General features: G+C 65.7%; 11 protein-coding genes and 1 pseudogene. 5 read left to right on the forward strand and 7 right to left on the reverse strand.

Going from position 1 to position 16,375, the window contains the following annotated elements; all coding sequences use genetic code 11:
- The first annotated feature begins 124 nt into the window (after window positions 1-124).
- Entirely contained in the window at window positions 125-1,042 is a 918-nt protein-coding gene (locus tag F474_RS07480; RefSeq protein ID WP_097088702.1) for a DMT family transporter, read from the forward strand.
- On the opposite strand, the gene F474_RS07485 is transcribed toward F474_RS07480, so the two are convergent.
- Window positions 1,006-1,980, reverse strand: coding sequence for a D-glycerate dehydrogenase (locus tag F474_RS07485; RefSeq protein ID WP_097088704.1), 975 nt, complete (start codon window positions 1,978-1,980; stop codon window positions 1,006-1,008). The two genes, F474_RS07480 and F474_RS07485, sit on opposite strands and share 37 nt — an antisense overlap.
- 69 nt (window positions 1,981-2,049) lie before the next feature.
- On the reverse strand, window positions 2,050-2,997 hold the full coding sequence (locus F474_RS07490; RefSeq protein WP_097088706.1) for a LysR family transcriptional regulator: 948 nt from the start codon (window positions 2,995-2,997) through the stop codon (window positions 2,050-2,052).
- 184 nt (window positions 2,998-3,181) lie between these two features.
- Between F474_RS07490 and F474_RS07495 the strand changes: the two genes are divergently transcribed.
- Genes F474_RS07495 through F474_RS07510 form a run of 4 tightly spaced genes read left to right on the forward strand, consistent with a single transcriptional unit; the run spans window position 3,182 to window position 7,926 of the window.
- Complete coding sequence (locus tag F474_RS07495; protein WP_097088708.1) at window positions 3,182-4,717, forward strand: efflux transporter outer membrane subunit; 1,536 nt, start codon at window positions 3,182-3,184, stop codon at window positions 4,715-4,717.
- The gene (locus F474_RS07500) at window positions 4,714-6,867 is read left to right on the forward strand and encodes an FUSC family protein (RefSeq protein ID WP_097088710.1); all 2,154 of its coding nucleotides are present in this window, start codon (window positions 4,714-4,716) and stop codon (window positions 6,865-6,867) included. Before F474_RS07495 ends, F474_RS07500 begins: the two co-directional genes overlap by 4 nt.
- Window positions 6,857-7,057 carry a DUF1656 domain-containing protein gene (locus F474_RS07505; protein WP_097088712.1) on the forward strand — a complete coding sequence of 67 codons (201 nt, stop codon included), beginning with the start codon at window positions 6,857-6,859 and terminating at the stop codon, window positions 7,055-7,057. Before F474_RS07500 ends, F474_RS07505 begins: the two co-directional genes overlap by 11 nt.
- Before the next feature lie 11 nt (window positions 7,058-7,068).
- Window positions 7,069-7,926, forward strand: a complete 858-nt coding sequence (locus tag F474_RS07510) for an HlyD family secretion protein (protein WP_097088714.1) — start codon at window positions 7,069-7,071, stop codon at window positions 7,924-7,926.
- Here F474_RS07510 and F474_RS07515 read toward each other — a convergent pair.
- The 5 genes and pseudogenes from F474_RS07515 to F474_RS07535 form a co-directional block, all read right to left on the reverse strand.
- The gene (locus tag F474_RS07515) at window positions 7,923-8,717 is read right to left on the reverse strand and encodes an SDR family oxidoreductase (RefSeq protein ID WP_097088716.1); all 795 of its coding nucleotides are present in this window, start codon (window positions 8,715-8,717) and stop codon (window positions 7,923-7,925) included. The genes F474_RS07510 and F474_RS07515 overlap by 4 nt on opposite strands.
- A gap of 99 nt (window positions 8,718-8,816) precedes the next feature.
- Complete coding sequence (locus tag F474_RS07520; protein WP_097088718.1) at window positions 8,817-13,361, reverse strand: hemagglutinin repeat-containing protein; 4,545 nt, start codon at window positions 13,359-13,361, stop codon at window positions 8,817-8,819.
- Between the two features lie 33 nt (window positions 13,362-13,394).
- Window positions 13,395-15,056, reverse strand: a complete 1,662-nt coding sequence (locus tag F474_RS07525; protein WP_125483371.1) for a ShlB/FhaC/HecB family hemolysin secretion/activation protein — start codon at window positions 15,054-15,056, stop codon at window positions 13,395-13,397.
- Between the two features lie 121 nt (window positions 15,057-15,177).
- Window positions 15,178-15,597: pseudogene (locus F474_RS07530) on the reverse strand (murein L,D-transpeptidase family protein); the annotation flags it as partial.
- A 209-nt stretch (window positions 15,598-15,806) separates the two neighbouring features.
- Complete coding sequence (locus F474_RS07535) at window positions 15,807-16,361, reverse strand: NUDIX hydrolase (RefSeq protein ID WP_097088724.1); 555 nt, start codon at window positions 16,359-16,361, stop codon at window positions 15,807-15,809.
- Between the last annotated feature and the right edge of the window lie 14 nt (window positions 16,362-16,375).

Here is a 16,375-nt window from a genome sequence, read left to right on the forward strand (position 1 = left end):
TGAGGGCGCTATCCTAGCGCCCGGCGCAGGCATACGGCGCATACCGGGACGAAAAACCGCAAGAATATGAAAGCCAGCGCCTGTGCCAGGCCCGATGCTGGCGGCCTCGACAGGAGGCCATGCCATGAACGCTGTGTTGTACCTCGCCACCGTATTGATCTGGGGCACCACCTGGATCGCCTTGAAATGGCAACTGGGGCCAGTGCCCATCGCCGCCTCTATCGTTTACCGCTTTGGGCTGGCCGCAGCGGTGCTGTTCGCCCTGCTGATGTTCACGCGCCGGCTGCAGCCGATGAACCGTGCCAGCCACGGCATTGCGCTGGCACAGGGGCTGTGCCTGTTCAGCGTGAACTTCATGTGCTTTCTGCAGGCCATGCAGTGGTTGCCCAGTGGCCTGTCGGCCGTGGTGTTCTCTACTGCGACCCTGTGGAACGCCCTTGGCGCTCGGCTGTGCTTTGGCCAACGGATTGCGCCGGCGGTTATCGGTGGCGGGGCGCTGGGCCTGGTAGGCCTGGGGTTGTTGTTCTGGCCGCAATGGGCGAACCACCCTGCCGGCAACGGCACGCTACTGGGCTTGGGGTGGGCCCTGGCCGGCACGATGTGCTTTTCGGCGGGCAACATGCTCTCGGCCCTGCATCAGCGCCGTGGCCTGCGCCCGCTGACCACCAACGCCTGGGGCATGCTCTATGGGGCCTTGTGGCTGACCGGGTATTGCCTGGCCTGCGGTGTGCCGTTCACCTGGGACCCAAGCCCGCTGTATCTTGGGGCTTTGCTGTATCTGGCCATTCCAGGCTCAGTCATTGCGTTCACGGCCTACCTGACGCTGGTGGGCCGGCTGGGCGCCGAGCGGGCAGCCTATTGCACGGTGCTCTTTCCGCTGGTGGCGTTGAACGTGTCGAGCTGGTTCGAAGGGTACCACTGGAGTGGCCCGGCCCTTGCGGGCCTGGCGCTGGTGATGTTGGGCAACTGGTTGGTGTTTCGCAAACCACGCCCGCAGGCCTTGGCTCAGCCTTTGAAGGCTTCGGGGTTGACCAGGTCCTGAGGGCGCTGGCCCTTGAGCGCGGCGGTGAGGTTGGCCATCGCCCGCTCGGCCATCGCCTGGCGGGTTTCGGCAGTGGCCGAGCCCACGTGGGGCAGGGTCACGGCGTTGGGCAACTGCCAGAGCGGCGAGTCGGTCAGCGGCTCTTTTTCGTAGACGTCCAACCCGGCGCCTCGGATCGTGCCGTTGCGCAACGCCTCCACCAGCGCGGGCTCATCGACCACCGGCCCACGGGCGATATTGATCAGAAACGCGCTGGGCTTCATCAGCGCCAGCTCGCGCTGGCCGATCAGGTGGTGGGTTTTTTCCGACAGCGGTACCACCAGGCAAACGAAATCGGCCTCGGCCAGCAGTTGATCCAGGCTGCGCATCTGCGCGCCCAGTTCCTGCTCCAGTGCCGGCTTGCGGCTGTTGCCGCTGTACAGCACGCGCATGTTGAAGCCCAGCCGGCCGCGCCGGGCGATGGCTGCACCGATGTTGCCCAGCCCCACCATGCCCAGCGTCTTGCCATGCACGTCGCTGCCGAACAGTTCAGGGCCCACGGTGGCCTTCCAGTGCCCGGCCTTGGTCCAGGCGTCTAGCTCGGCCACGCGCCGGGCGCTGCTCATGATCAGCGAAAAGCCCAGGTCTGCCGTGCTTTCGGTCAGCACGTCGGGGGTGTTGGTCAGTTGAATGCCGCGCGAGGTCAGGTAGGGCACATCGTAGTTGTCGTAACCCACCGAAACGCTGGAAACCACCTCAAGCCGGGTGGCCGCGGCCAGTTGCTTCTCGCCCAGCGCGCGGCCCGCGCCGATCAGGCCGTGTGCATGTGGCAATGCCTCATTGAACTGCGCAGCGATGTCGCCGGCCTTGGGGTCAGGAACGATCACCTCGAAGTCCTGCTCCAGGCGGGTGACCATCTCAGGCGTGATACGGCTGAAAGCCAATACTGTTTTTTTCATCGGCGCGGCTCGTTTTAGGGCGGGAATGTAAGCACGCTAACATTCCTCTCGGCCTCGGCGCCAGCCGCCTCAGGTCGCGAAGTTCAGCTCGTGGGTGCGCAGGTCGGCGTCATGGGCGGCCAGAATGTCCGGCAGCGAGCCGCGCAGGTATTCCACCCAAGTCTTGATCTTGGCGTCCAGGTACTGCCGCGATGGGTAGATGGCATACAGGTTGAGCTCCTGCAGCCGGTACTCCGGCAGCATGCGCACCAGGCTGCCATCGCGCAGCCCATCGATGGCTGCGTAGATCGGCAGCACGCCCACCCCCATGCCGCTCTTGATCGCGGTGGTCATGGCGTCGGCGGAGTTGACCTGGAAAGGCGCGTTGCTGATGTTGACCATTTCCTGGCCGTCGGGCCCGTCGAACAGCCACTTTTCCAATTGCACCACCGGGCTCACCAGGCGCAGGCAGGCATGGCGTTTCAAGTCGCCGGGCGTGCTGGCCATGCCATGGGTTTTAACGTATTCGGGGGAGGCGCACACAATGCTGTAGGTGATGCCCAGGCGCTGCGACACGAACCCTGAATCCGGCAGCTCGCTGGCCAGCACGATGGACACGTCGTAGCCCTCGTCGAGCAGGTCGGGCACGCGGTTGGCCAGGGTCAGGTCGAAGGTCACGTCCGGGTGGGTCTGGCGGTAGCGGGCAATGGCGTCGATCACGAAGTGCTGGCCGATACCGGTCATGGTGTGCACTTTCAGTTGCCCTGCGGGCCGCGCGTGAGCATCGCTGGCTTCGGCCTCGGCTTCCTCGACGAATGCCAGGATCTGCTGACAGCGCACCAGGTACCGCTTGCCAGCTTCGGTCAGCGCGATGCGGCGAGTGGTGCGGTTGAGCAGGCGGGTTTGCAAATGGGCTTCAAGATTGGAAACCGCCCGTGAAATGTTCGCGGTGGTGGTGTCCAGTTGCGCGGCTGCGGCGGTGAAGCTACCGGCCTCTGCCACGCTGCAGAAGGCCCGCATGTTTTGCAGGGTGTCCATGGTTCGTGCTCAAGGAAGACGGCGCGATTGTCGCATGTAGTAACTATTTGGCAAGTAAAGGCTACCACAGGATTGTTTCTTGATCTGTAACAAAGAATCACCAAAAAAACACCTTATCGCCCAACAGGCGCCGCTCTAGAATCGGCCCCAATTCCTGCCCCCACCTCTTTCTCGAGGCGTCGTTGTGCCCCTGCGTACATTTCGAAAGCTCAAGGCTTTGGCCTTCTGCGCGTATCCGCTTGCCCTGAGCGGATGCATCGGCACCGGGGGGATCGCCCCCCATAGCAGCATTCCTCAGCCTGACACGCTCGTTGCGGGCGCCGCCGTGCACAACGCTGAGCAAGATGCTCGCTGGCCGGCGCAGCAGTGGTGGCAAGGTTATGGTGATGAGCAACTCGATCGGTTGATCGCCCAAGCGCTGGCCGGCAGCCCCAGCCTGGCGCTGGCTCAGGCGCGGGTGCGCGAAGCCCAGGCGTTGGCGGGTGCCGTGGAGGCGGCCGAAGGGCCGCAAGTGGCCGGCACGGCTGCACTCAAGCGGCGCAACTGGCCGGCCGATCAGTTCTATGGGCCCGGGGCGCTGGCCGGCGACACCACCTGGGACAACAACGCAGGTTTAGCCTTCAATTGGAACCTCGATCTCTGGGGCCGTGAGCTCAATGCCAGCGAGCAGGCGCTCGACGTTGTGCATGAGCGCGTTGCCCAGGCCCGCCAAGCGCAATTGGCCTTGGTCGATGCGATGGTGCAGGTGTATATCCGCATGGCGCTGGCATACGCCGAACGCGACATCGCCCAAGCGACGCTGGCCCAGCAGGAGCAGATCCTGAGCCTTGCGCACACGCGGCTGGCTCACGGTATCGGCACACAGTTCGAAGTCAGCCAGGCGCAAACGCCACTGCCTGAAACCCACCGCCAGCTCGACGCGCTGGAGGAGAGCATCACCTTGGCCGGCCACCAATTGGCAGCGCTGGCGGGGCAGGGGCCGGGCGCGTCGCAAGGGCTTGAGCGCCCCTGTATGCGCCTTGGCCGCGACCTGCCGTTGCCCTCCAGATTGCCAGCGCAACTGCTCGGCCAGCGCCCGGATGTGGTCGCCGCGCGTTGGCAGGTGGCGGCGCAGGCGCGTGGCATCCAGGTCGCCCAGGCAGGCTTCTACCCGGACGTGAACCTGGCCGGCAGCCTCGGCTACATGGCCACCGGTGGCGGCATGCTGGAATTTCTGACCGGCAGCAAGCTCAGCTACAGCGCTGGCCCTGCGCTGAGCCTGCCCATTTTCGATGCCGGGCGTTTGCGCGGCCAGTTGGGCGCCGCCAGTGCCGGCTATGACCAGGCCGTGGCGAATTATCGACAAACCCTGGTCGAGGCCCTCAGGCAGGTGGCAGACCAGTTGGTGCGGCGCGAGTCGATGCACAAGCAGGCCGGCCTTGCCGCCGAGTCTGTGGCCAGCGCCCAACGCACCTTCGACCTCGCCCTGGCGGCCTACCGTCGTGGCCTGACCGACTACTTGAGCGTGCTCAACGCCCAGACTGCATTGTTCCAGCAGCAGCGAGTGCAGCAGCAGGTGCAGGCAGCGCAGCTCAGTACCCAGGCCCGCTTGGTCAGTGCGCTGGGCGGGGGGGTGCAGGCGGGCGACGACGCGCCCGACCCGCGCTCGCTTCAAGCCCCCGCCACGCCGGCTGCCCTTTCAGCCATGGATCGCCTGAGAAGTACGGTGGCCGCCCCGTGAGCCTGCTCGCATTGCCCTGGCGGCGCAGCCTGCTGGCGTGGGCTCGCACCGATGGGGTTACCTGGGTGTTTATCTTCAAGGTGCTGCTGGCTGCGTTCGCCACGCTCTGGCTGGCGATGCGCCTGGAACTGCCGCAGCCGCGCACGGCGATGATCACAGTGTTTATCGTGATGCAGGCGCAGAGTGGCCAGGTGTTCGCCAAAAGCTTCTATCGACTGCTCGGCACGATCGCAGGCTCGGCGGTAACGGTTTTGCTGTTCGCGCTTTTCCCGCAGAACAGTGAGCTGTTCCTGCCTAGCCTGGCGCTGTGGGTGGGGCTCTGTTCGGCTGGGGCGCAGCGCCACCGCAACTTTCGCGGTTACGGGTTCGTGCTGGCGGGCTACACCGCGGCGATGGTCGGGCTGCCGGTGCTGAACCACCCCGAAGGGGCGTTCATGGCGGCGGTGTGGCGAGTGCTGGAAATCGGCCTGGGTTTGCTGGTGTCCACTTTCGTCAGCGCCGCCATCCTGCCGCAATCGTCCAGCGCAGCGATGCGTAATGCGCTCTACCAGCGCTTTGGCGTGTTCGCGGCGTTCGTGGTGCAGCACTTGAGTGGGCAGGGCCAGCGTGACAGTTTCGAAAGCGTCAACGTGCGCCTGATCGCCGAAGCCGTGGGCCTGGAGAGCCTGCGCTCGATTACCGCCTTCGAAGACCCGCACATGCGTCACCGCTCTGGCCGGGTCAGCCGCCTGAACAGCGAGTTCATGGGCATCACCACCCGTTTCAATGCCTTGCACCAACTGCTGGAGCGCATTCACGACCATGGCCAGGTGCGTGCGGCGCTCGAGCCGGCATTGCTCGCGCTGACACGCCTGCTCGAGCCTTTCTGTGGCCGGGCGTTGACCGACCGCGATGCCCAGCGCCTGGTTCTGGCCCTGGAGGGCTATAAAGCGGGCTTTACCGACGAAGTGAGGCGCCTTCGCGAGTTGTTCCTGGCGCGCGCGCCAAGCGAGGCGGACCTGCTGGATTTTCACACTGCCTTCGAGCTGCTCTACCGCTTCGTGCTGGAGCTGCACAGCTACGCCGAAACCCACGGTTCACTGGCCGAACACCGCCATGCTCGCGAACAGTGGCGCGAACCCTGGCGCGCGCAAACCAACCTGTGGGCCTGCATAGCGTCGGGCGTGCGAGGCGCGCTGGTGTTACTGGCGCTGGGCAGTTTCTGGTTGCTCAATGACTGGCCCAGCGGCGCAACCATGACCTTGGTGGCTGCCGCGACGGTGGGCCTGTCGGCCGCTACCCCCAACCCCCGCCGGTTCTCCTTCCAGATGGCTTGCGGCACGTGCCTCGGCGCGTTGGCCGGGTTCGTCGAAATGTTCTTCGTGTACCCGCAGATCGACGGCTTCCCGCTGCTGTGCCTAGTGCTTTCACCCGTGCTGGCGTTCGGCGCCTTCCTGGCCTCCAGGCCACAGTGGGTGGGCTATGGGATGGGGTTGCTGATCTTCTTCTCGATCGGATCGGTACCGGGCAACCTCACGCTGTTCGACCCGTATGCCTTCGTCAACGACTACCTCGGCATGCTGTTGGGGATGCTCTTCTGCGCCGCTGCCGGAGCGATCATCCTGCCACCCAACAGCCGCTGGCTGTGGCGCAGGCTCGAGCAGGATCTGCGTGGCCTGGTGGTGTTTGCCATCAGCGGCCCAGGCCTGCACTTGGGCAGCGGCTTCGACAGCCGCGTGCGCGACCTGGTGCATCAGGCCTACGGCCTTTCGGCTGGCCAGCCGCAAGTGCAGCGTTCTCTGCTGCGCTGGATGTTCACGGTGCTGGAGATCGGCCACGCGATCATTGAGCTACGCCGTGAGCAGGACGGCCTGCCGATCCACCCGGCCTATCATGAGCGCCAGCCTTGGCGGCAGGGGATTCGCGCCTTGGGCCGTTCGTTGATCCGGCTGTTCATCCAGCCCAGCGCCGTGAACCTGGAGCGCAGCCTGGGCGTGCTGGAACAGGCCATCGCCGAAGTGCAGGCGGCCGACGAGCCCTTCGCCCGCCACTTCGATACCTCGGTGCTACGGCGGGTGCAGAGCTACCTGCATTTCATCCGATCCAGCCTGCTCGACCCTCGCTCACCCCTGGCCGAGCTCGGCCACCACGGAGCCCCTCATGCCGCGTGAAATCGCGTTTCACGGCTTGTACATGCCCAGCCTCACCGTGTTGTTCCTGCTTGCCATGGGCCTTGCCTGGGCGCTGGACCGTTGGTTGTCCAGCCTGGATTTGTACCGCTACTTCTGGCATCCGGCGCTGCTGCGCCTGTGCTTGTTCGTTTGCCTGTGCAGCGCGCTGGCGCTGCCGCTCTACCACTGAAGAGACGCCCCATGAAAAGCCTGTTCAGCCTGCTCGGCACCCTGTTGATCCTGGCCCTGGCCGTGGTGCTGGGCCGCACCCTCTGGGTGCAGTACATGGACACTCCCTGGACGCGCGACGGCCGCGTGCGCGCCGACATCATCAACGTGGCGGCCGATGTGGCCGGCTACGTGGTCGAGGTGCCGGTTCGCGATAACCAGCAGGTGAAAAAAGGTGATGTGCTGATGCGCGTCGACCCTGAACACTACCGCCTCGCCGTGGCCCAGGCCCAGGCGTTGGTCGCCTCGCGCAAGGCCACCTGGGAGATGCGCAAAGCCAACGCCAGCCGGCGCGCCGACATGGACGCGCTGGTGATTTCCAAGGAGAGCCGCGACGATGCTAGCACCCTGGCCAGCGCCGCTCAGGCCGACTACCAGCAGGCCCAGGCGCAGCTGGCCGCCGCGCAACTGAACCTGGACCGCACCCAGGTGCGCGCGCAGGTCGATGGCTTCGTCACCAACCTCAACGTTCACCCGGGTGATTACGCCCATGCCGGGGAGCCACGCATGGCGGTGGTGGACGAGCACTCGTTCTGGGTATATGGCTTTTTCGAAGAAACCAAGCTGCCGCACGTGAAGGTAGGGGATGAAGCCGAGATCCAGATGATGAGCGGCGAGGTGCTGCAGGGCCATGTGGAGAGCATCGCCCGCGGCATCTACGACCGTGACAACCCGCAAAGCCGTGAGGGTGTGGCCGATGTGAACCCAACCTTCAACTGGGTGCGGCTGGCCCAAAGGGTGCCGGTGCGGATTCATATCGATCAGGTGCCGGAGGGGATGCTGCTGGCGGCGGGTACCAGCTGTACGGTGGTGGTCAAGCCCCGAACTTAAAGCCCGAAACGCCGGCTCAGGATGCGGTCGAGCCAAGGGCCCGGTAGCCAGCGCACCAACCAAGGCAAAGCCCGGCTGCCGTTGCCCACTCGCAGCACACGGGGGGCGCGGTTCAGCGCATCGGCGATGGCCCGGCCTACCGCTTCGGGCGCCGCGCCGTGCTGCTGCGAAGCCTGGGCACGTTTGCGCACCTGCTCGCGCCATGGCCACCAGGGCGACTGCTCATCAATGACTTGCTCAGCCTGAAGGCCGGCCTGTTCGGCGAAGCGCGTGGCGATGGCACCCGGCTGCACCTCCATCAACCGCACGCCCAAGGGCGCGAGCTCCATGCGCAGGGCATCGCTGGCCGCGTGCACAGCCGCCTTGGAGGCGCAGTAGGCACCGGCGAAAGGCGTGACCATCAGCGCAGACACGCTGCCAATGTTCACCACCAGCCCTTGGCGACGGCGCAGCGCCGGCAGGCAGGCGCGGGTCATGCTGAGCAGGCCGATCAGGTTGGTGTCGAACTGGGCGCGCAGGGCTGCGTCGGGCATGTCGAGCAACGGGCCGATCAGGCCGTAGCCGGCATTGTTGATCAGCACGTCCAGCTCGGGCAGTTCGGCGGCCAGCGCTTGCACGGTATCGCTGTCGGTCACATCGAGCTGGCGCGCAACAAAACCTTCGGCGGCCAGCCTCGCGACATCTTCGGGCGAGCGGGCCGTGGCCCATACGCTGTGGCCGGCGGCCTTCAGGGCGCGGGCGGTGGCAAGGCCGATGCCGCTGGAGCAGCCGGTGATCAAAGTGATGGGCATGGAACGAGGCCTGGAGGGTGGATACCCGGCAGCATAGCCAAGGCCAGGCTGCCGGGGAAAGGGGAGGGCGCCGGCCAAGGGCCGGAAGTTGAGGCGAAATCAGCGTGAGGCCTGTTCGATCTGCGCTTTGAGCACTTCAGTGGTGTCATGCCCGCCGCTGCGGTAGAAGCCGGCATTGACGTGCTGGTCCTGCGCGGCCTGGGCGCCTTTGTCGGAAGTGGCTTCGTTGAGCACGGTGCTCAGCAACTCGGTGGGCGAGTTGGAGGCATTGATGCTCAGGTCCGAGCGATAGTCGCGCCCGCTCAGGTCATGTTGCTGGACCTTGCCCTCGGCCAGCGCCACTTGCCCCTGGGCAGCCTTGATTACTGAGCCGGAGAGGTGGGTGGTGCCTGCCACTTCCAGGCTGACACCTTCACGCCCGCTGACCATGGTTTGCTGCGCGGCCGTGGTGCGGTCGGTGCGTACAACGTCTACGGAAATGCCCGGGCTGGTGTTGGCGTCGAGCTTGCGAATGCCGGCGGCGTGGTTGCCGACCTTGTTCGCGAACGGCCCGGCCACGGCAGAAACCGCATTGAGCAAGCCTTGCGGGTTGTGCTCTTGGCTGATGCGCCCGTCAACGTTCACCTCGGTGCCCTTGACCCGGTCCTGGCGGGTGGCCACCTGCAAGTGGCCGCCGATCTGCCCGGTTACCTGGTTGGCGTCGATGACCACACCGTTGAGGTGGGTATCCCCCGCGCTGACCAGGTTGACCCCGTCCGCCTTCAGGCTTGCGTTGGTGTGGGTGGTGCTGTCGAGGTTGTCGACCTTCACCTTCAAGCGCGCATGCAAGCCCGAAGTGTCGGTGTCTTTGGTGCCGGTCTTGAGCGTGTTGGCGCCAAGGCCTGCGGTGATGGCCAGGTTGCCTTTGTGCTCGGTGCGGGTGGCGGCGTCTACCAGCATGCCGCCATTGGGTGCCTGCAGGTCGATCGTACTGGCATTGGCCTGCACGCCATCCAGGCGCACGGCTTCAGCGCTCCGTGCGTTGGCAATCACTTGAAGGTGCTGGGTATCGAGGGCGCTGTGGGTTTCCTCCCGAACCCGCTCCTGGGTTCGGCCTGCGTCGAAGTGGCCGCCCAGGCCGCCGCCGAGGCTGCCCGGTGCGGTGGAAGTGCTCACCTGGATCCCGCCACCGAGCCGCTGGCCTTGTGCGCTGGAGGTGTTGACCCCGGCGCCGAGGTTGGCCTTGCCACCGGCTTCGATCCGGACTTTCTCCAGTGGCTGCTCCCTGCCGGCACTGAGCCCCTCAGAGCGGAAATCGCCCCCGGCCAGGAACTGCGCCTGCTTGCCCTGCAGGTCAACGCCTCTGCCCACGCTGGCTTCTCGGGTGATCTGGTCGTAGGTCAGTGCGCCGCCGGCGCCGATATTGCGGGCCTTGTCCGGCGAGGTGCCCAACCGCCCCCAGCCGAAGCCGTCGAGGGTGCTGGTCGTTTGCTTCTGGGTGTCGTTGGCCTGATCCAGGGTGATTGAGCCTTTAGCCTGCACCGTCGTTACTCCTTCATGGCTATTGAAGTGCGTGCCTTCGTAGCGGCCGTCGGTGCCCAGTTGGATGGCGATGCCCTGTGCGCCATCGATCAACGCCGGTACTGCGGCCGAGCTGGTTTTTTCCTCCTCGAAAGAGCCGCCCGATGCCATCAGCCGGCCGTTCACGTCGGTGCTGGTGACGGTGTCCAGGCGGCCCGAGCCTTCGACGTCCAGGCGCTTGATGTGGCTGGTTTCGTTGTTGTGGGCGGCGCTGGCCTCATGGCTGCGCGCACGGATGCCCACGGCGCCTTCCCGGGCGAGGTAAACGGTGCCTTCGTCCTTCAGGTGCCCGTGCACCTGCGCTTGCACGGTGTTGCCCTCGAACTGGCTGACCCGCGCGGTATCGCGGGCGGTTTCCTCCAGGCGGGAAGTATGGCTGCCGGCCAAGTCGATCCCCAGGCTAGGCGCTTCCAACGCCTCCTCGACACCTTTCTGGAACACCGTTTGGTCTTGGCCGGTGAGGTATTTCTCGATCGGCCGGGTCAGGAAGCGGGTTTCGATGTTGAGCCCGGCGGTACCTTTGCTCGCCTTGCGCGCCTCGGCCCTCTCCTCGGTATCGCGCGCGGCAACGTTATTCACGCTGGCAGCATTGACCTCTACGACGCCGCCCGCCTCGACGTTTGCGCCTGTGTTCTGGACATGGCCCTTGCCGTGATCGGCGGTTAGCTGGGTATCGGCCTTGCTGGAGATATGGGTGGTCTGGGCGACGGTGCGTTGTTCACGGATATCGGTCGCTTCATGGGCGCCCCAGGAATAGCTGCCGCTGCGGTCCATGCCGGCGGTAACACCGATGCCGCCGCCGGTGGTGCGGGTGTTCTGCGTCTTGCTGTGGCTGTCGCTGGTGCTGCCGAGTACGACCTGCTTGCCGTCGATATTCACCTTGCCCTGATGGGCGGTGATGTCGGCGCTGTGGAGCGTCGAGGTCTTCCCGGCGGTGATGGCAACGCTGGCGCCTTCGATGGTCGGCCGCTGCACGGTCTTGGCTTCGGTGCTTGCCCGCGTATCGACCTGCTGCAACCCCACTTCGGCAGCCCATTGCTTGGAGGCCGCTTTGTTGTCTTCGGCCTCCTGGGTCTGCTGGGCGGTGGCGACGAAATGGCGGTCGCTCACCTGGCTCTGTAGCTGGTCGCGGTTGATGTCTGGCGCGATCTTGACGTCGCCTTCGGCCCGGACGTTGACCGCTTCCTTGGCAGCCAGCTGTGCGCCGGTGATGTTGGTATCGGTTTTTGCCTTCAGGGTGAGGTTGGTTCCCGAGCCTGCTTCGCTGCGCACCGCCTGCTCGGTGCGCTGGCGGGTGTCGTCGCGCGTGCCCGTCAGCCCGTACATCGCCCCCTGGCTCTCGTCCTTGTGCTTCAGCACGAGGTTGTGGCTGCTTTCCAGCGAAATCGTGCCTTTCCCGCTGACCAGTTCGGCACCTCGGGCGCCGTGAACCTGGCTGCCCTTGATCAGCATCTCGTCGGCGGTAACGCTGAGCGTGCCATCGGCGTGTACACGGCTGCCGGCATGGGTTTGGCTGCTGCCGGTGTTGTCGGCGCGGCGCTTGGAGACCAGGCCGCCCAGCACGTCGCCGGCCTTTTCCGTGTAACCCTCTTCGCCGTTAAGCACCTGGCTTTCGACTACCAGTTTGCGAGCGCTGATGGTGGTGTTTTCGCTGCTCTTGACCACAGACCCCCGCACCTGGGTGTCGCCGGAACTGCTCATTGTGATGTTGCGTGCCTCCAGCCGTGTGGGCACGTTCTGTTCCTGCGTATCATGCTCGTCCCGCTTGCTCGACCACAGGTGCTTGCGGTGATAGGTCTGGGTCCGGCTATCGACCCGCTGGGTGCCAGCGTCCAGCCGCAGGTCGCCGCCGCTGGTCAGGCTGGCGTCGCCGTCGGCCTTCAGGTCGGCGGCTATCACGTCGAGGTTGCCCTTGGCCTCGAAACTGAGGTTGTTCCTCGCGGTGACGACCGACTCCAGAACTTGGGTTTTTTGGGTCTGCTTGCTCACCAGGTAGCGTTCGGTGACTATGCCCAGGAATTGGCTATCCCAGTCTTCGGGCCACGACTTCTCTTCGCTCTGGTGCTGCCCCGGCTGCAGCCTGAAGTTGCCGCCGGTGCGGCCGCGGACGTCGCGCCCGGCCAGGTGGGCGTAGGTAATGGTCAGGTCGCCGTCGGCCCGTAAGTTGACGTCGCCGGCGGTAGACGCAATGCCGGTGAGCGCCTGTGTGTCGCCAATGTCCAGGGTGCCGGCGGACTCCACGTCGACCCCGGCCTGGCCTATGAATTGGGCGCCGGCCATGCGAACGCCGGCGCCTTCGCGGGTACTGATCACCCGAATCCGCCCGGCCTTCATGGCGCCGAGCAACTGTGCGTCGATTGCCTGCTCACCGCCTTGGTGGGTTTCCAGTACCTGGCCGTCGGTAGAAACGCGGTTGCGCCCGATGATCGCCGTTACCTCGCCGGGCAGCTCCATTGCGCCATTGATGTCGACCCGTGGCGCGATCAGCCGCACGGCACCGTCGCTGGAAAGGCCCGCGCCGTCGGCCTGTAGAAATCCGGGTGCATCGAAGGTGTTCAGCCCGACCAACCGGCCGTCGACCACCTCAGGCGTACCTACCAGGAAGGCACTTTGCGGTGCGTTGATCAGCCGCCCACCATTGATGTGAATGCCATTGGGGTTGGCCAGTACATAGTCGGCGGCCTGGCCGAAGATCTCCTGGGGGCCGTTGATGCGCGAGGCAGCACTGCCCACCACTTCGTTGATGATCATGCCGGCGGCTGCACCGTTGAACTGCGGGTTGGCGCCCAGCTCGCCCAGCAGTACCGATTGCCCGGCGGCGGTGGCGTTGTTGAGCACCACGCCACCGGCACTGACGTCATAGCCCAGATATTGGTTGTGCGAAGTGCCGTTGACTGGCGGCGCAATGTTGACCAGGGCGGTGGCGCCGTGCTGCTCCACTTGCGGTGTGCCCCCAGGGCCGGCCTGCGGCACGATGCCCTGGGCCGATACCCCAGCCGGTGCCAGCAGCACGGTGGCGATCGCCCAGCGCAGGGGGTCGCGGGCAAGCTTCGAGGGGACACGGGTCGGGTGCTTGCGTTTCATGGGGCGGTTTCCTTCTTCTTCTTGAGGAGCGTTTCAAAGGCGGGCCTGCAACTGCAATTGCCAGTAGCCGGTGGGCCGCTCGCCCTGGCGGCGGTAGAGGGGGTGGTGGTAGTCGAAGCTCATGGCCAACTCGCCGCGGCTCAGGCTTGCGCCCAGCGCGGTACCCGCCAGGCGCTCACCGCGCTGGCCTCGGCGGCCATCACCCTGGGCAATGTCCAGCCCCACGCGGGGTACGAGGGCCAGGCCCATGGGCAGCGGGCGTGGCAGGCTCAGGGTGTTCTGCCAATAGGCGCCGCGGTCGAAGCTGGCGGGCAGGTCGCGGAAGCCGCGCAAGCTCAGGTCGCCCGGCAGGTAGAGCTGGTCGGGGCCCGGCAGAGTGGCGCGGGTGTACTGGGCACCGAGCTGGCTGCCCCAGTGCCACCTCTGGCCCAACACCCGGCCGCTGCGCGTATGGCCCAGGGTGGTGCGCCACAGGCCGAACGTGGCGCTGGGCGATGCCGGGCCCTGGCGTGGCATGCCGTCGTCGGCGCGCCAGCCGCCCAGGCCCCGGCTGTACAGCAGTTGCGCGTTCCACTGGCCGTGGCCTGACCACAAGGCATCGAGCTGCAGGCCGAGGCTATTGTAGGTGGGGCTTTGCAGCCCGCTGAGGCGCCCTTGCACGTACGTTTCGATGGCTTTGTGGGTGGCGCGCAGGGTGGTGCTGTACAGGCTGCTGCGGTCTCGCCAGAGCTGGCGTTCCAGCGCTGCGCCATACACCGTGCCGCTGCCCTGGCTGACGACTGCGCCATGGGCGGCGGGGCTACGGCTGCGATAGGCATAGCGGGCCGCATTCAGGCTCAATTGCCAGGGCCCGTGCGGCACGCTGTAGCCGCCGAAATAGCTACGGTTGAAATTCGGGCCGGCCGGCAGCGTGCGTTGCACCCCCAGTACCAGGGCATCGTTCCAGCGTGCCGGGCTGTCGAGGTTGAACGTCAGCAGGGCGCGGTTGCGGCCGCTACTGGCCGAACCCCGGTTGTCCAGCAGCACCGTGGGCCAGGCGCGCGGCGGGTGGCTCAGGGGGCTGAGGCGGACGCGAGTGCCGCCGGTGCGCTGGCCGGGGAGCAGATCGGCAGTGAGGTCGAGCACCCGCAGGCGGTTGAGCTGGTCGAGCCCGCGCTCGAGGGTTGGCAGGTGCAGGGGCTTGCCGGGCAGGGTGCCGAAGGCGTTGCCCAGCGAAAGGGGCAGGTCTGGGTCAGTGACCTCCACGGCCTCGACCTCGCCCTCCACCACCAGCACCTGCAGCGGCCCCCCAAACTCGCGCGGCGCCAGGCGGTACGGCCGCGCGCCGATGTAGCCGGCCAGCACGTATTGCGCGGTAATTGCCTCAAGCACTTGATTGATGGCCACTGGCGACATGCAGGGCGCCAGGTAGGGGGCTGCGCTCAGGCGTAGCTGGGCGTCGCTGAGCAGCCGATTGCCGTGCAGCCGCAGGCCCTGGATCGGTTCGCAGCGGCCAGGTGCCTTGCTGGCCTGGGGCGCCGAAGCGGGCGCGGGTGCCAGCAACTGGCGCTGGCGCCTCTCCAGCTCGTCGCGATCCCGCTGCCGCGCGAACGCATCCAGTTGCTGCCAGGCGTTGCTCGAGCCCTGGTCGGCGGCCGAGGGCGTTGGCCACAATGCCAGCGCCCCCGCGATCAAAAGGGTGTAAACGGCATGCACGGATGACACCTGAAAGTTATTCGTTCGAATGAACAATAAACTTTCAGGTATTCGATTGAGTTAGGAAGGTTCTGATGCGTCTGAAGGAAACCCGACTATTTGCTGTAGGGCGCTTCCTACGTCAGGGTTTGATTTCGATCAGCGTCCCATCTTTCACCAGCCCCCAGACTTCACGCATATCGGAATTGGTCATGGCGATGCAGCCATCAGTCCAGTCCAACGAGGCGAAGTACCATTCCGGGTACTCTTCGTTGATCGGCGTCCCGTGAATCATGATCATGCTGCCGGGCTTGACCCCGTCTCGCTGGGCCCGGGCCAGGTCGGCGGCATTGGGGTAGGAGATATGCATGGCCAGGTTGAACTTGTCGCTGGTCTTGCGCCAATCGACCCAGTAGAGCCCTTCGGGAGTACGCCGGTCACCCTCGCGCTCCTTGGCGCCCCTGGGCTGTTTGCCAAGCGATACCCGATAGCTCTTCATCAACACGCCTGCGCTCATCAACTGGAGCTGGCGGCTGGACTTGATTACCACCACCTTGTCGATCAGCCCGTGGCTCTTGAGCGGAACGGGCGCGGCTTGCGGCGGTGCCGTTGGAGGTGGCACAGGCTTGGCCAGCGGCCGAGTGATGATGGTTTCGGTGAAGGCGGCCATGGCAGGCCAGGGTGCGCTCAGCAAGGCGAGCACAGCGAAAACAGCGAATAACGTACGCATCGAAGCAGAACCCTGGGGCCTTGGCCCCCGAAAACGGGCTGTCAGGAATCCGCCGGCGGTAAGGGCAACGGCGGCAGCACTTCATTGCGAACAGGGTAGCTATTGGCCAGCCTGTCTGCGAAAAAGCATTCTAAAGTACGCGCGACCGTCCGGAAAGCCAGCTCTGCCCAAGGAATCTCCTGTTCGCTGAACAGCCTCGCCTCCAGCGTCTCCTGGCCTGCCTCGAAGTGTTCGCTGGCCATCTCGGCACGGAAGAACACGTGCACCTGATTAATGTGCGGCAGGTCGAACAGGGTATAGAGCTGGGCCTGGCCCAAGTGCGCGCAGGCCTCTTCAAGGGTTTCCCGGCGCGCCGCTTGCTCCAGGCTCTCGCCGTTTTCCATGAAGCCTGCGGGCAGGGTCCAGTAGCCTTGCCTCGGCTCGATGGCGCGCCGGCACAGCAACACCCGGCCCTGCCAGGCCGGCACGCTGCCGGCGACAATATTGGGGTTCTGGTAATGGACATGCGCGCAGTGGCTGCATACGTAACGCGGGCGGTTGTCGCCCGGCGGGATCTGGTGGGTAACGGTGTTGCCGCACTGGCTGCAGAATTTCATCGTGATCGGTCCTC

The organism is Pseudomonas sp. URIL14HWK12:I12 (genome assembly GCF_003097135.1).
Lineage (GTDB): Bacteria > Pseudomonadota > Gammaproteobacteria > Pseudomonadales > Pseudomonadaceae > Aquipseudomonas.

Excerpts from the sequence above, each read along its gene's own strand:
- F474_RS07480 (WP_097088702.1), top strand. The coding sequence starts at position 125 with ATGAACGCTGTGTTGTACCTCGCCACCGTATTGATCTGGGGCACCACC.
- F474_RS07510 (WP_097088714.1), top strand. The coding sequence starts at position 7,069 with ATGAAAAGCCTGTTCAGCCTGCTCGGCACCCTGTTGATCCTGGCCCTG.
- F474_RS07485 (WP_097088704.1), bottom strand. The coding sequence starts at position 1,980 with ATGAAAAAAACAGTATTGGCTTTCAGCCGTATCACGCCTGAGATGGTC.
- F474_RS07520 (WP_097088718.1), bottom strand. The coding sequence starts at position 13,361 with ATGAAACGCAAGCACCCGACCCGTGTCCCCTCGAAGCTTGCCCGCGAC.
- F474_RS07515 (WP_097088716.1), bottom strand. The coding sequence starts at position 8,717 with ATGCCCATCACTTTGATCACCGGCTGCTCCAGCGGCATCGGCCTTGCC.
- F474_RS07505 (WP_097088712.1), top strand. The coding sequence starts at position 6,857 with ATGCCGCGTGAAATCGCGTTTCACGGCTTGTACATGCCCAGCCTCACC.
- F474_RS07490 (WP_097088706.1), bottom strand. The coding sequence starts at position 2,997 with ATGGACACCCTGCAAAACATGCGGGCCTTCTGCAGCGTGGCAGAGGCC.
- F474_RS07535 (WP_097088724.1), bottom strand. The coding sequence starts at position 16,361 with ATGAAATTCTGCAGCCAGTGCGGCAACACCGTTACCCACCAGATCCCG.